This is a genomic window from Vitreoscilla stercoraria DSM 513 (assembly GCF_000382305.1).
GTDB classification, from domain to species: domain Bacteria; phylum Pseudomonadota; class Gammaproteobacteria; order Burkholderiales; family Neisseriaceae; genus Vitreoscilla; species Vitreoscilla stercoraria.
The window spans coordinates 18019-31128 of sequence record NZ_KB908025.1 but is presented as its reverse complement, the minus strand read 5'-3'; the positions used below and the strand labels follow the sequence as shown (position 1 = coordinate 31128).

Annotated in this window: 13 protein-coding genes and 1 tRNA gene; 5 read left to right on the top strand and 9 right to left on the bottom strand. The window is 42.8% G+C overall.

The window, feature by feature from the left end:
- Positions 1 to 593: 593 nt before the first annotated feature.
- Complete coding sequence (locus H150_RS0107210; RefSeq protein ID WP_019958381.1) at positions 594 to 2066, top strand: alanine/glycine:cation symporter family protein; 1473 nt, start codon at positions 594 to 596, stop codon at positions 2064 to 2066.
- A 159-nt stretch (positions 2067 to 2225) separates the two neighbouring features.
- Here the strand turns inward: H150_RS0107210 and H150_RS0107205 are convergent, their stop codons facing one another.
- Positions 2226 to 2558 (bottom strand): hypothetical protein, encoded by a 333-nt coding sequence (locus H150_RS0107205; protein WP_019958380.1) that lies wholly within the window; start codon positions 2556 to 2558, stop codon positions 2226 to 2228.
- A 79-nt stretch (positions 2559 to 2637) separates the two neighbouring features.
- Entirely contained in the window at positions 2638 to 2841 is a 204-nt protein-coding gene (locus H150_RS0107200) for a hypothetical protein (protein ID WP_155970476.1), read from the bottom strand.
- A 151-nt stretch (positions 2842 to 2992) separates the two neighbouring features.
- Between H150_RS0107200 and H150_RS0107195 the strand changes: the two genes are divergently transcribed.
- Entirely contained in the window at positions 2993 to 3382 is a 390-nt protein-coding gene (locus H150_RS0107195) for a YchJ family protein (protein WP_026353557.1), read from the top strand.
- Positions 3383 to 3473: 91 nt separating this feature from the next.
- On the opposite strand, the gene H150_RS0107190 is transcribed toward H150_RS0107195, so the two are convergent.
- The 4 genes from H150_RS0107190 to ybaK all read right to left on the bottom strand — a co-directional run bounded on the left by H150_RS0107190 (position 3474) and on the right by ybaK (position 8575).
- Entirely contained in the window at positions 3474 to 4850 is a 1377-nt protein-coding gene (locus H150_RS0107190; RefSeq protein WP_026353556.1) for an efflux transporter outer membrane subunit, read from the bottom strand.
- Between the two features lies 1 nt (position 4851).
- The gene (locus tag H150_RS0107185; RefSeq protein WP_019958376.1) at positions 4852 to 6789 is read right to left on the bottom strand and encodes a MacB family efflux pump subunit; all 1938 of its coding nucleotides are present in this window, start codon (positions 6787 to 6789) and stop codon (positions 4852 to 4854) included.
- Positions 6790 to 6794: 5 nt separating this feature from the next.
- Complete coding sequence (locus tag H150_RS0107180; RefSeq protein ID WP_019958375.1) at positions 6795 to 8012, bottom strand: efflux RND transporter periplasmic adaptor subunit; 1218 nt, start codon at positions 8010 to 8012, stop codon at positions 6795 to 6797.
- Positions 8013 to 8089: 77 nt separating this feature from the next.
- Complete coding sequence (gene ybaK / locus H150_RS0107175) at positions 8090 to 8575, bottom strand: Cys-tRNA(Pro) deacylase (protein WP_019958374.1); 486 nt, start codon at positions 8573 to 8575, stop codon at positions 8090 to 8092.
- Positions 8576 to 8625: 50 nt separating this feature from the next.
- Here ybaK and H150_RS0107170 point away from each other — a divergent pair, with 50 nt between their 5' ends.
- The 3 genes from H150_RS0107170 to H150_RS0107160 all read left to right on the top strand — a co-directional run bounded on the left by H150_RS0107170 (position 8626) and on the right by H150_RS0107160 (position 10141).
- Positions 8626 to 8973, top strand: a complete 348-nt coding sequence (locus tag H150_RS0107170; RefSeq protein ID WP_019958373.1) for a RidA family protein — start codon at positions 8626 to 8628, stop codon at positions 8971 to 8973.
- Positions 8974 to 9371: 398 nt separating this feature from the next.
- Positions 9372 to 9464, top strand: a tRNA-Ser gene (locus H150_RS0107165).
- 131 nt (positions 9465 to 9595) lie between these two features.
- Complete coding sequence (locus tag H150_RS0107160) at positions 9596 to 10141, top strand: lipocalin family protein (protein WP_019958372.1); 546 nt, start codon at positions 9596 to 9598, stop codon at positions 10139 to 10141.
- Between the two features lie 73 nt (positions 10142 to 10214).
- Here the strand turns inward: H150_RS0107160 and recR are convergent, their stop codons facing one another.
- The 3 genes from recR to dnaX are packed head-to-tail and all read right to left on the bottom strand — an operon-like array spanning position 10215 to position 13108.
- Entirely contained in the window at positions 10215 to 10826 is a 612-nt protein-coding gene (gene recR, locus H150_RS0107155) for a recombination mediator RecR (RefSeq protein WP_425316053.1), read from the bottom strand.
- Between the two features lie 2 nt (positions 10827 to 10828).
- Positions 10829 to 11170, bottom strand: a complete 342-nt coding sequence (locus H150_RS0107150; RefSeq protein ID WP_019958370.1) for a YbaB/EbfC family nucleoid-associated protein — start codon at positions 11168 to 11170, stop codon at positions 10829 to 10831.
- A gap of 24 nt (positions 11171 to 11194) precedes the next feature.
- Positions 11195 to 13108 (bottom strand): DNA polymerase III subunit gamma/tau, encoded by a 1914-nt coding sequence (gene dnaX / locus H150_RS0107145; protein ID WP_019958369.1) that lies wholly within the window; start codon positions 13106 to 13108, stop codon positions 11195 to 11197.
- Between the last annotated feature and the right edge of the window lie 2 nt (positions 13109 to 13110).

Below are 13110 nucleotides of genomic sequence, written 5' to 3'. Positions count from 1 at the left end.
ATTTTATTAACATAGAAAAAATGTTCTAAAAACGACTTACCGTATTCACACCATCCATCATCTAAAAATCACAAACTCACTTATTAATATCAAATTTAAAATCTCATAATAATCTTATAAGTCACTTTTTATTAAGATAAATATTTAAAGACATGATTTTGACAAAAAATATTAACACTAAATTAAAAACCATGCTGACAACCAAACAAAACACACATACGAAAATGACAAAAAAATTAATTTGAATTAAAAATTCATAATTAATATAAATTAACCTAATAAATATTAATTTTTATAAAAAATATAGAATAAAATTATAAAATTATTAATATATGTCGCTTTTAAACAATTAAATGATTAAATTGGCAAAAAATTGCTGAATCACAACCACTCATGCAATATTCATAGTTTTAAATTTAACAAAAATCCAAATAATTGGCACATAATTTCGTTATACGTAAAAACATGAAAAAATATGTTTTAATTTTTGTAAATATGACTTTACAATGAGCTTGTAAATTATCAGTTGTATCACGGATCAATGCCACAATTAAAAAAGTAGTCGCCATTACATACTTCAAGGAGTCAGATTTATGCAAGCAATTGTTGATTTTCTCAATGGGCTGATTTGGAGCTTGCCGTTGATTTACGGTTGTTTGCTCATTGGCCTTTACTTTTCCATTCGTACCCGCTTTGCGCAGGTGCGACATTTTTTTGGCATGTTGCGCTTAATGATGGACGGTAAAAGTTCTGATGCAGGTGTGTCATCATTCCAAGCCTTGACCATGGCTTTGGCAGGTCGTGTCGGTACAGGTAATATTGCAGGCGTGGCAGCAGCCATTACTTTCGGCGGTCCTGGTGCTTTGTTTTGGATGTGGGCGGTGGCATTCCTAGGTGCAAGTACTGCTTATATTGAGTCAGCCTTAGCACAGATTTACAAAGAACGTCATGATGGTCAATTCCGTGGCGGCCCGGCTTTCTATATCGAAAAAGGTTTTAAAAACAAAGGTTTTGGTAAAATATATGCCATCATATTTGCTTTTTCTGCCATTTTAGCCTGTGGTGTGTTATTACCCGGCATTCAAGCCAACTCTATTGCTGGAGCCATTAACAACGCTATAGGCGTTGATACTGCGGTCACTGCTGCTATTTTAGCAGTCATTTTAGGCTTCATCATTTTTGGTGGTGTCAAACGCATTGCCAAATTTGCCGAAATCGTTGTACCTTTTATGGCATTGGCTTACATCATCATCGCGTTGGTGATTGTTATCATGAACATCGGTGAATTACCAAATGTATTGGCTTTGATTTTCAAATCAGCGTTCGGAGCAGAAGCCGCTTTTGGTGCAGTATTAGGTTTGGCCGTTGAATGGGGCGTGAAACGCGGTGTTTACTCAAACGAAGCCGGTCAAGGTACAGGCCCTCATCCTGCAGGTGCTGCGAACGTATCTCACCCTGCAAAACAAGGTTTGGTGCAAGCATTCTCTGTGTATGTAGACACTTTATTGGTATGCTCTGCAACAGGCTTCATGTTGATCATCACTGGCATGTACAACACACAAGACCCAGTCAATGAAGGTGTGTTCTTACACCATGGTGTACCAGGTGTGACAGGTGCAGGCTATACGCAAACGGCAATGGAAAGCGTATTGCCAGGTTTTGGTTCATTGTTTGTGGCCTTTGCTTTGTTGTTCTTCGCTTTCACCACCATCATTGCGTACTACTACATTGCAGAAACCAACATTTCTTACTTGGTTAAAAACAATGCCAAATTGCGCTCTCTTTTGATGCAAGTTTTGAAATTGGCGATGATTGTCATGGTGGTATTTGGTTGTATCAAAAGTGCAGACTTGGCTTGGGCCTTGGGTGACGTGGGCGTAGGCTTGATGGCATGGTTGAACTTGATTGCCATCTTGATTTTGCAAAAACCAGCCATCGCCGCTTTGAAAGACTATGAACGTCAAAAAGCACAAGGTAAAGATCCAATCTATGTTCCAGAAGAAAACGGCGTGGACAATGCGCCAATCTGGAAAGAAATTGGTGAAGAGTTCCGCAACAAACAGTGATTTTCATCCGTTTGCCAGACTAAAAAACACCTGAGACTTCTCAGGTGTTTTGTTATATAGAGGCATGTGGCAAGATTCAATATACGATTTGTATATCATCACAAAGCGCCCTGTAAACACTACAGGACGCTTTCAATATTCCTCTGTCAAGCAATCGCGTTAGCCACCACGCGATACAAAACAACCTGCCATATTGGTTTTTAAAATATCCGCCATAACTTGCGCTTCTTCTTGTTCATTTTGGGCTTGCTGCAATAATGGCATTTGATACAGTGCATTGTTTTCAAAATGAGTCCCTGTACAGCGGCAAAACTCGTCCCGACTCAAACCATCTTCTGCAAGATTTTTTCGATATTGTGCACTGTCAAATCCTGATATTTTTCCATTCACCGCATCCAAACACGCTTGCTTACCAAAATTAGATAAAGGGCTCGCCCAAGCCACATGACCACAAAGCATCATAGTCATACTCATCAAAATATATTTTTGCATGTTATTTCCTTAGTATTGGTCAATGAATAACAAAATCGTATGCTATATCAATCTACCTATATGGCATCTTAAAAATTATTTATCTAGGTTTGTCAGTACGCGAGCTGGCTACGGCTGACCCATGCATCTCTTTCACTTGGGTTTCATTAATATCACTCAATAATTTTGCCACTGTACGAATTCTTGTATACAACTGCTCTTTGGTATTAACCTTATCAGTACCAATTAGCTTTAAAGCATAATCTTTCAAACGTTCCTTATCAGCCATTGTCAACGTATACATCCCCCATTCCATCTTTAATCCCCTTATTACCAAAAAATATATTTAATGCCTACCTACAATACCATCTTGCACAATGAATCTGACCTTAAAACCAGTACGCCCTGATATAAAAAAATTTATAATAAGATTTATTATTTAAGCGAGTTGATCAATGAGCCAAAAATCACACCATACCCACTGCCCTTGTCAAAAAGACACTAATTTAGAATATCCTCATTGTTGTGGGCTTTATATTGATCAAAAACAAATACCGATGAATGCAGAAATATTAATGCGTTCCAGATATACCGCTTATGTCATGGAAAACCAAGAATACCTATTACAGACTTGGCATCCATCTACCCGTCCTATGCAATTGGATTTTGAACCTACCAAGTGGATAGGATTAACCGTTCATTCTCATACACAATCGGATGAAACCCACGCTCAAGTGACATTCAGTGCCCGCTATAAAGTCAATGGCAAGGCCTTTAAAATGCATGAATGCAGCTCATTTATCCAAGAATATGGACAATGGTTTTATATTGATGGCGATTATTAAAGAATAATCAATATGATAAAATAATATCAAAAAGCATTACAAAATCATATTGTAATGCTTTTTATTTCTACTGTATTTTGCGTATCATTGCTTAACGATAATAGCCAGCCATCGATTGATAGACCTTATTTTCAGCCTGCAATCTCACATAACGACTGTTTAACCAATCCAAATAAGCACTGTCGTAAGAAGATTGTGCATTGATATGGTCTTTGAATTCAGCCGCACCTCGCTCATAACGGGTTTGGTAATAGTGTCTGATTTTGGCCTCAGCTGCCAATTTGGCAGCGGTATTTTTTTCAGTTTGCAAGGCTTGTTGATAAGCAAAATACAAACCATCGACTTCATTCAAAGCTTGGTTGATGCTTTGTTCAAACGCCAATAATTGGCTTTGATATTGCACTTCTGAAATACGAATATTCCATTTAAGTTCATTCCAATTTAAAAATGGCAACGAAATACCCACATTGCCACCTAAAATCGGCACATTCAAAGCTTGTCCTATGTTTCTAGACGATGAGGACAAATTCGCACCCAATGTCACACTTGGATACACTGATTTTTGCATCGCTGCCCAATCTTTGTATGAAGCACGCAATTGGTATTCGGCTGCACGCAAATCAGGACGATTGGCCAAGACACTTAAAGGCACATGGGTATTCACCCCCAAAGCCTTGATTTGGTCTAGCTTGGCCACATTCAGATTCCAAGCTTGATTGGGCTTAAGATGAAGCAATGTGCGCAAAGTTTGTTCAGCGGCTTGCTGTTGGCTTTGTAAATTCAGCAAACTTGCCTCAGCATTGCTCAAAGCTTGCTGAGCTTGTGCAGGCTCAATGGATGCCACTTTGCCATGACGGTATTTACTGTTACTAATATTCAACAATTGTTGATAAGAGCGAATGTTGTTTTGCGCATGATCAATAGCGGCCTGTAAATACACCAATTCAAAATACGTATTGACTGTACTGTTAATCAAGCTCAAGCGAGCGGTCGCCAAATCGGCTTCTGTCGCACGAAATTGCCATACTTTGGCATCCGCACTGTCACGCAAACGCTGCCACAAATCAATTTCATAACTCACACCCAACTGACCGCCATAGCTGCGACCACTTGAACCACCTTCTTTGATATTTTTAGAAGTCGAGCCTGACAAACTGCCCGAAACCGATGGCAACAAACCCGCCCCTTCGGCATTAGCCTGATACATGGCTTGACGTACGGTCAAAGCCGCTTGTTGCAAATCCACATTATTGCGCAGCGCCGCATCGACCAATTGGTTTAATTGCGTGTCTTGGTATTGTTGCCACCACGCTTCATCCACCGAATATTGCGCTGCCACATCTTCTTGCCATGCCACCGCAGCTTTCACTGTGGTTGGAGCAGGCATTTGTGCTGTTTGGCAAGCACTTAAAAACAAAGCCATCGAGGCTGCCGCACAAGCGGCCTGTAAACGAGAAAATTTTTGCATATTAATCATGTGCCAAAGCATCTATCGGATTCAATTTGGAAGCATTGCGTGCGGGCATAAAACCAAATGCCACACCAATAATGGTAGAGCAAGCCAATGCTAAAATAATGGAGCTACTGGACAAACTCATCGGGAAGTTTTCGACAAATTGATTGAACATAAAACTAATGCCTGCGGACAAAGCAATGCCAATCAAGCCGCCCAACAAACAAATCAATACCGCTTCAATCAAAAATTGTGACAAGATATTCATTTGTCGCGCACCAATCGCCATACGCACACCAATTTCTTTGGTACGTTCAGTCACCGACACCAACATAATATTCATCACACCAATCCCACCGACCACCAAAGAAATCAATGCAATGCTGGAAATCAACATCGTCATCGTGCCTGTGGTCGATTCAATGGTTTGTTTGATGGAATCGCTGTTGCGGGTATAAAAATCTTTTTTACCATGACGTGCTTCTATCAAAGCGGTAATGCTTTGTTCTGCTACTTGAGTGGAAATGTCATCTTTGATTTTGACAGTAATCGAGCCAATGTGGCGTGCGCCAGTGATTTTGTTCATCATCGTGGTGTATGGTGTCCACAAATTCAAGTTCTCACTCGCACCACCAAAACCTGTGTCCGCCTCAGTAATACCAATCACTTTTAAAGGCACATTTTTAAACAAAATCACTTTGCCCAAAGGTCGTTCTCCTTCGCCAAATAACTGTTTGACAGTATTAGGGTCGATGACCACGACAGATTCATTATTGCGCACATCGTCTTCAGTAAAAAAGCGTCCTGCGGCCAATTTTTTACCATTGACATCAAAAAACTGTGATCCAGCACCCGTTAAAGAAGCATTCAAAGATTTGTTTCCAAACACCAATAAACCACTAGAAGACATGCTCGGTGTCACGCTGTCTACATACGATTGTCCCGCCAAAGCTTGTGCATCGGCCACATTCAAAGTTCTGATACGGTTGCTGGTACGATCACCAAAACCACTGCCCGGATAAATGGAAATGGTATTGGTACCCATAGAAGAAATATTATTCAAAATTTGTTGTTGAGAGCCTTGCCCCAACGCCACCACCGACACCACCGAAGCAATACCAATAATGATGCCCAACATGGTCAACAACGAACGCATTTTATGCGCCACAATCGCCTGAACCGCCATTTTGAACGCTTCCATGACTTGGTCTTTGTAAAAACCAAATGTGGACTTTTCTTTTAATTTAGGCTCAGCTGTTTGGGTTTTGACTGTTTGTTTACTGATATCAGAAATGATGATGCCATCTTTGATTTCAATAACACGATTGGCATAATCAGCAATCTTAGGGTCATGTGTCACCAAGACAATGGTATGACCTTTGGCATACAATTCTTGCAAAATGCCCATCACCATCACACCAGAAGCAGAATCCAATGCGCCTGTAGGCTCATCGGCTAAGATGATTTCACCACCATTCATCAATGCTCGTGCAATCGATACCCGCTGTTGCTGACCGCCAGACAATTCACTTGGCTTGTGGTCAGTTTTATCTCCCAAGCCCAAATCAGTCAAGAGTTTTACAGCCCGCTCATTGCGCTCACTCTCATCGACTCCCGCATACACCGCAGGCAAAGCCACGTTGTCACGTGCCGACAAACTCGACAGCAAATTGTAACGCTGAAAAATAAAACCAAATTTTTTGCGTCGCAAAGCCGCCAAATCATCGGCTTCCATATTCAAAGTTTCAATGCCATCCACTTGATACGAGCCTGAAGTAGGCGTATCTAAGCAACCAATGGCATTCATCAACGTCGATTTTCCTGAACCTGATTGTCCAATAATCGCAATGAAATCACCTTGTTCAATAGACACATTGATGTCTTTGAGAATTTGTACCCGATTGTCACCCTCACCAAAATATTTGTTGAGGTTTTTGATTTCAATCATCGCCATGCTGCTTACCTCGGACCCATGCCGCTAGGACGACGATTTTGTCCTTGTGCAACGGCTTGGGATTTCTCAGAAGCATTCATGCTGCCCATTACCACCAAATCGCCCTCTTTCAGGCCGCTTTTGATTTCTATGTTCAAACCATCACTCAAACCAGTTTGTACTTCGGTTTCGACAACTTCATTGTCTTTTTTAAGCACACGGACTATTTTTTTGCCTTTGATATTGCGTACAGCCATGGTTGGCACTACCGATACATCTTTGACTTCTTGAGCAATGATGGTGTTTTGCGTGGTCATACCAATGCGCAATTTGCCCTCTTCATTGGGTACCAATAATTTGGCATAATAATACACCGCAGCATCACTGCTAGAAGTTTCAGAATAATTGCCATCGGTCAAACTGGTCAAACCCGGATCAATGGATTGCAAAGTGGTTTTGAATTTGGCAGTCGGTTCCGATAAAATCGTATATTCAACAGGCATGCCTGCCGCCACTTTGGTAATATCACCCTCAGCAATTTCCAACTTCACTTCCATTTGACTTAAATCGGCGATTTCCGCAATCGTCGGCGTGGTTTGATTGGCATTGACTGTTTGCCCTTCCTCCACAGGCACCGACACCACCGTCCCTGTAAACGGTGCAATGATTTTGGTATAGCCCAATTCCACTTCCGCTGTATTAATCGCAATATTGGTTTGCTTCATTGATGCTTCGGTTTGTTTCACTGCGGCTTTGGCTGCCGACCACGCATCTTTGGTATTTTCCACGGCTTCAGCCGAACTGGCGTCTTCAGCCAACAAGCTTTGCTCACGTTTGTATTGCTTGGTGGCAATTTCCAATTGGATTTTCTGATTTTCCAATTGTGCCGTTTGTGCTGACAATTCCGCGCGACGCGTTTGTAAGGTATTTTGCTGCGTGGTCGGATCAATTTGTGCAATCAAATCGCCTTTTTGCACTTCATCACCCACTTTGATGTACAAATTTTTAATTTGTCCTGAAGCCTGTGCACCCACCGTCACTTTTTGCGCCGCCGATACCACACCTGTGGCATTGACCGTCATACTAACATTGCCTTTTTGTACTGGCTCTGTAATGTATTCCACTTTTTCAGGTTGATTGAACCACAAAAAATACGCCGCAACACCTGCCACAATCAGCACTGCTAACACCAACCATTTGATTTTTTTCTTCATCGCAAAGAAACCTATTTGATTTGTCATCATGCACCCAGCATGGGCGCATCTCGTCGACTGTGATTATGCCTCAGCAAACTTAGCGTAAACTTAGTAAGCCCTCAGTTTCAAGCATCCACCGCCACATTCACCGCTTGGGGGTTCAAAACTGCCAAGTCTTGCGCTTGCATCGCCACCAAAAATCCACGTTTGCCACCATTGATATAAATCGTCTCCAAATCCAAAATACTCGCCTCCACATACACAGGCAAAACCATTTTACTGCCAAACGGGCTTGTCCCTCCGACCAAATAACCCGTCCATTTGTTCGCTTGCTTAGGATCTGCTGGTTCAATGTGTTTCATACCCAATTCGCGTGCCAATTGACGTGTGGAAATGTGTTTGTCACCATGCATCAACACGATTAAACCTTGTTTTTTTTCGTTCTCACATACAATTGTCTTAATGACAATGTGTTCGTCTACACCCAAACAAGCTGCCGAATGTGCCGTTCCGCCTCGTTCTTCATAATCGTATAAATGTGGGGTAAATATGACTTGTTTGCTGCGCAAAAATCGCACGGCTTGTGTCACAGGATAATCATTTTTCGCCATATGCTGCTTTCATCTGCTAATATCAAGCTCCTATTGTAAGGAGTTATTGTATGAGCATTCAACGTCACATCACCAATCACCGTTTATCTGAAGCCGTTCAAGCCAATGGTTTCATTTTCTTGGCAGGCCAAGTACCCACCATCACCGTACAAGATGCTGAAGCACAAACGGCTGACATCTTACGCCAAGTAGATGAATTGTTAGCACATTTCGGCTCAGACAAAACCAAATTGGTGGAAGCCACTTTGTTCATCACCGACTTGGCCAACTTTGATGCGATGAACCGTGCATGGGATGCGTGGATTCCTGAAGGTCATGCACCAGCTCGTGCTTGCGTACAAGCGCAATTGGCCAATCCTGAATGGTTGGTTGAAATCAAATTATCGGCTGTGGCTTAATACTCATTGAGCAGCACATTTTAAAGCGTCCTGTAATCTTTACAGGACGCTTTTTTGTGATTATGCAACATTAGGCACTTCATCCAATACATTTACCAATGCTATTCAAGCCGCCCATTTTCAAAGCCAGCTCCAATATTGCTTATGATGAAGCTATTTTGACAAGCCAAAACACTTTATTTGTGATTTTCTGTCCAATCCAATCATGCTCCGCCTGTCAATTATCCAAAATTCACAGTGTTTAAAGCGTTAAAATGGCAAAATATTAAAATTTAATTCTTTTATTTATGAGTAAGTTAAATACATTCACTTAAATTAAATCAACACAGCACTTGACGCAAATGGCGCAAATGCTTATTATGCATACCTGTCCTGACGGCAAATACCAACAGCGACATGGAGAACTGGCCGAGTGGTCGAAGGCACACCCCTGCTAAGGGTGCATACGGGCAAAACCTGTATCGAGGGTTCGAATCCCTCGTTCTCCGCCAAGATTTAAAAAGCCTCTTGAGAAATCAAGAGGCTTTTTTACATATGTTCTTTCCACTACAATTTATCCTGACAACGAAATTATTTCACGCTCGCACACTCCATCTATATCACAGACGATAAAGGTGTCACCATGAAACTTCCTACTTTCATTCTCATTGCAACAGTGGCTTTCATTGGATTAAGTGCTTGCCAATCCACACAAACCAACACGCAAAAAACAGATTTCAAAACCTTGGCCGTAGAGGATTTTGATGTCCAGCGTTATATGGGCAAATGGTATGAAGTGGCTCGGTTTGACTTCAAATGGCAAAAAAATCTTAAAAATGTTACCGCAGATTACACTTTACAAAACGATGGCAGAATTCAAGTCGATAATCAAGGTAGCGACATCACCACTTTGGAACGCAAGCAAAGTATTGGCAAAGCCAAATCCAATGGCAATGCAAACAATGGCGCTTTGAAAGTGTCTTTCTTTGGTCCATTTTATTCAGAATACAATGTGGTTCAATTGGATCCCGATTACCGCTATGCGCTGATTTTTGGCGAAAACAATGACTATATGTGGCTGTTATCGCGTGAAAAAACCATGCCTGATTCAGTCAAACAAAAATACCTCAACTTTGCGCAACAATCAGGTTATGATTTGAACCGTTTGGTGTGGACGCAACAAGACTGATATCGTCACATAACAAAGCGTCCTGTAAAGATTACAGGACGCTTTCAATCGCCTCACGCGTATTGTATAGACATTAATTGTCTTGATTTAAATGGCGCCGCTCATACACAGCTTGCGCCAAAGTCCCTGCATCCACATACTCTAATTCACCACCCAAAGGCATGCCTCGTGCCAAACGAGTGATTTTATATGGCAAATCCTTCAACAATTGATGCAAGACATAAGCGGTCGCATCGCCTTCAGCGGTAAAATTGGTCGCAATGATGATTTCATTAATGTGGCTGTGTTTCAAACGCTCTACCAATGGGGCTATGGCAATGTTTTTCAAATCCATGCCTTGCGTTGGATTGACCATGCCCATCAACACAAAATACAGACCATCGTGACAATGTGCCGCCTCCATGCTTGCCACATCCACAGGATGATGCACAATCATCAAGACATCGCTGCGTCTATGGGTGTCGCTACACAAAGCGCACACCTCTCCCTCGCACAAAGTATTGCACCAGCGACAATGTTGTACGGCGCTCAAAGCATCTGCCAAAGCCTGTTGCAAGAACAGCGCACCGTCCCGATTGTTTTGCAACAATTGGTACGCCATGCGCTGTGCTGTCTTAGGGCCGACATTGGGCAGAACTTTCAACGCTTCAATCAAACGTGAAAACGCGTCCTGTTGGGCCATAATGCTTACTTAAAGAAATCACCCATACCCGCAGGCAAATTCAAACCTTGGGTATATTTAGACATGCGTTCTTGTGTGGTCGCTTCCGCTTTGCGCACCGCATCGTTCACAGCAGCAGCAATCAAATCTTCCAACATTTCTTTGTCATCAGCCGCATCGCTCAACAAAGATGGGTCAATGTTCAAACGCTTCACACCATAATGGCAAGTCATGGTCACTTTCACCAAACCAGCGCCCGCTTCGCCTTCTACTTCCACATTGCCCAATTCAGCTTGGGCTTGTTTCATCTTGTCTTGCATTTGCTGCGCTTGCTTCATCAAACCAGCGATACCTGCTTTACCAAACATACTCTAACTCCTTCAAGTCATCTGTTAATGAGATGACGATTTCAAATGAACGCTCTCAGGCAACCAATTGCCCTCAAACAAAGTACTTAATTGTTGTGCTGTCGCATCTTGTGCCAAAATCGCCAAACCCTGTGCAATAGCTTCTTGTTCTTGCCGCAATGCCATGGCATGCGGCGTTTCCGCTGTGTCTTGCCAATCTTGCAACACCACATGAATCGCACGCCCACAATAAGCGCTCAATACCTCCGCCAATTTGGCAATATAAGGACGCTCTTCTATCAATTTACCACCTTGGGCAATTTGCAATTGCAATTGGGCACTGCTGTCATCAAAGCCAATAAAAGCGGCATGTTGTGCCAACATACGCGCAACACTTAATTGCGGAGCGATATGTTGAACGATATGGGGCCAATTGTCTGCATTTAAAGCCAATACAGGTGTAGTGGCCACAACTTCAACCATTTCTACTGTTTCAGACTTTTTTACAGGACGCTCATCCTCCCAAGGCGGTGTATCAGCTGCCTGCACAGACTCTATTTGCGTCTCATGCCACGACATGTCTTCCCACGGTCTGTCCTCATGGCTATCGCTCAACATGCTGTTGACTTCATCCATATCAGGCTCTAAAGCGGCCTGTAAAGATGTTGGCATCGTTGCAGTTTCTGGGCTAGGCGCTTTTGCCTCAACCACAGATACCGCATGGACAGGAGTTGCAGGTGTCACAAACGCTACAGGCTCAACTTCCGCTACCACCTCAGGCACAGTAGCTTCACGACTCACAGGCACAGCAGCTTCAATCTGAACGGCGGTCTGATTAGGCACAACCACTTGTTGCGTGGTTTTAACATCATTCATGCCCAACGGACGCAGCGCCAACATGCGCAACATCGTCATCATCACGCCTGCTTGTTCGTCTGGCGCCAAAGGCAAATCTTTTTTACCATGAATGGTGCATTGGTAAAACAATTGTACTTGCTCAGGACTCATTTGCTGCGCCAAATATTGCAACGCCACAGCGTCCTGTAACTCATTCACACTGCTAGGCAACAATTGCACCATCGCCACTTGCTGTAACACCAAGGCCATTTCTTGCAATACTTGTGCAAAACCTGCACCCTCTTGCAAAATGGCTTGCACTTGCTGTGTTAACGCTTGTGCATTGCCTTGTGCCAATACTTCCAATAAAGCATAAACAAATTGGCGATCAACCGCACCCAACATTTGGCGCACAGTCGCTTCTTGCACTTGGCCACTGCCCAAGGCAATCGCTTGGTCTAATAAACTCAAAGCATCACGCATAGAACCATTGGCAGCGCGCGACAACAAATTCAAAGCATCGCCTTGATAGGCAATATGTTCGTGCTCTAAAACATATTGCAAATGGCTCAACACTTGTTGCGGCGTCATATTGCGCAGCACAAATTGCAAGCAGCGGCTCAATACCGTTACGGGTACTTTTTGCGGATCGGTAGTCGCTAAAATGAATTTAACATGCTCAGGCGGCTCTTCCAAAGTCTTCAACATCGCATTGAAAGCCGACTTAGACAACATGTGTACTTCGTCAATAATATATACTTTGTAACGTCCCATGCTTGGCGCATATTGGGCGTTTTCCAAAACTTCACGGATATTGTCGATACCAGTATTGGAAGCCGCATCGATTTCGACCACATCGACATGGCGACCTGTATCAATTTGCACGCATTGCGCACATTCGCCACAAGGCTCACCTTGATTGGGATGTTCACAATTCAGACTTTTTGCCAAAATACGAGCGATAGTGGTCTTGCCCACACCGCGCGTACCCGTGAGCAAATAAGCATGATGCAAACGACCTTGCGCCAAAGCATTGCGCAAAGCCCCGACCACATGCTCTTGACCCACCAAATCGGCAAATTTTTTCGGACGCCACTTACGGGCTAAAACTTGATAAGCCACCG

Coding starts and splice junctions, on each gene's coding strand:
- H150_RS0107195 (WP_026353557.1), top strand. CDS start 2,993: ATGAGCCAAAAATCACACCATACCCACTGCCCTTGTCAAAAAGACACT.
- H150_RS0107180 (WP_019958375.1), bottom strand. CDS start 8,012: ATGATGACAAATCAAATAGGTTTCTTTGCGATGAAGAAAAAAATCAAA.
- H150_RS0107160 (WP_019958372.1), top strand. CDS start 9,596: ATGAAACTTCCTACTTTCATTCTCATTGCAACAGTGGCTTTCATTGGA.
- H150_RS0107200 (WP_155970476.1), bottom strand. CDS start 2,841: ATGTATACGTTGACAATGGCTGATAAGGAACGTTTGAAAGATTATGCT.
- H150_RS0107190 (WP_026353556.1), bottom strand. CDS start 4,850: ATGCAAAAATTTTCTCGTTTACAGGCCGCTTGTGCGGCAGCCTCGATG.
- H150_RS0107170 (WP_019958373.1), top strand. CDS start 8,626: ATGAGCATTCAACGTCACATCACCAATCACCGTTTATCTGAAGCCGTT.
- H150_RS0107210 (WP_019958381.1), top strand. CDS start 594: ATGCAAGCAATTGTTGATTTTCTCAATGGGCTGATTTGGAGCTTGCCG.
- H150_RS0107150 (WP_019958370.1), bottom strand. CDS start 11,170: ATGTTTGGTAAAGCAGGTATCGCTGGTTTGATGAAGCAAGCGCAGCAA.
- ybaK (WP_019958374.1), bottom strand. CDS start 8,575: ATGGCGAAAAATGATTATCCTGTGACACAAGCCGTGCGATTTTTGCGC.
- H150_RS0107205 (WP_019958380.1), bottom strand. CDS start 2,558: ATGCAAAAATATATTTTGATGAGTATGACTATGATGCTTTGTGGTCAT.
- H150_RS0107185 (WP_019958376.1), bottom strand. CDS start 6,789: ATGGCGATGATTGAAATCAAAAACCTCAACAAATATTTTGGTGAGGGT.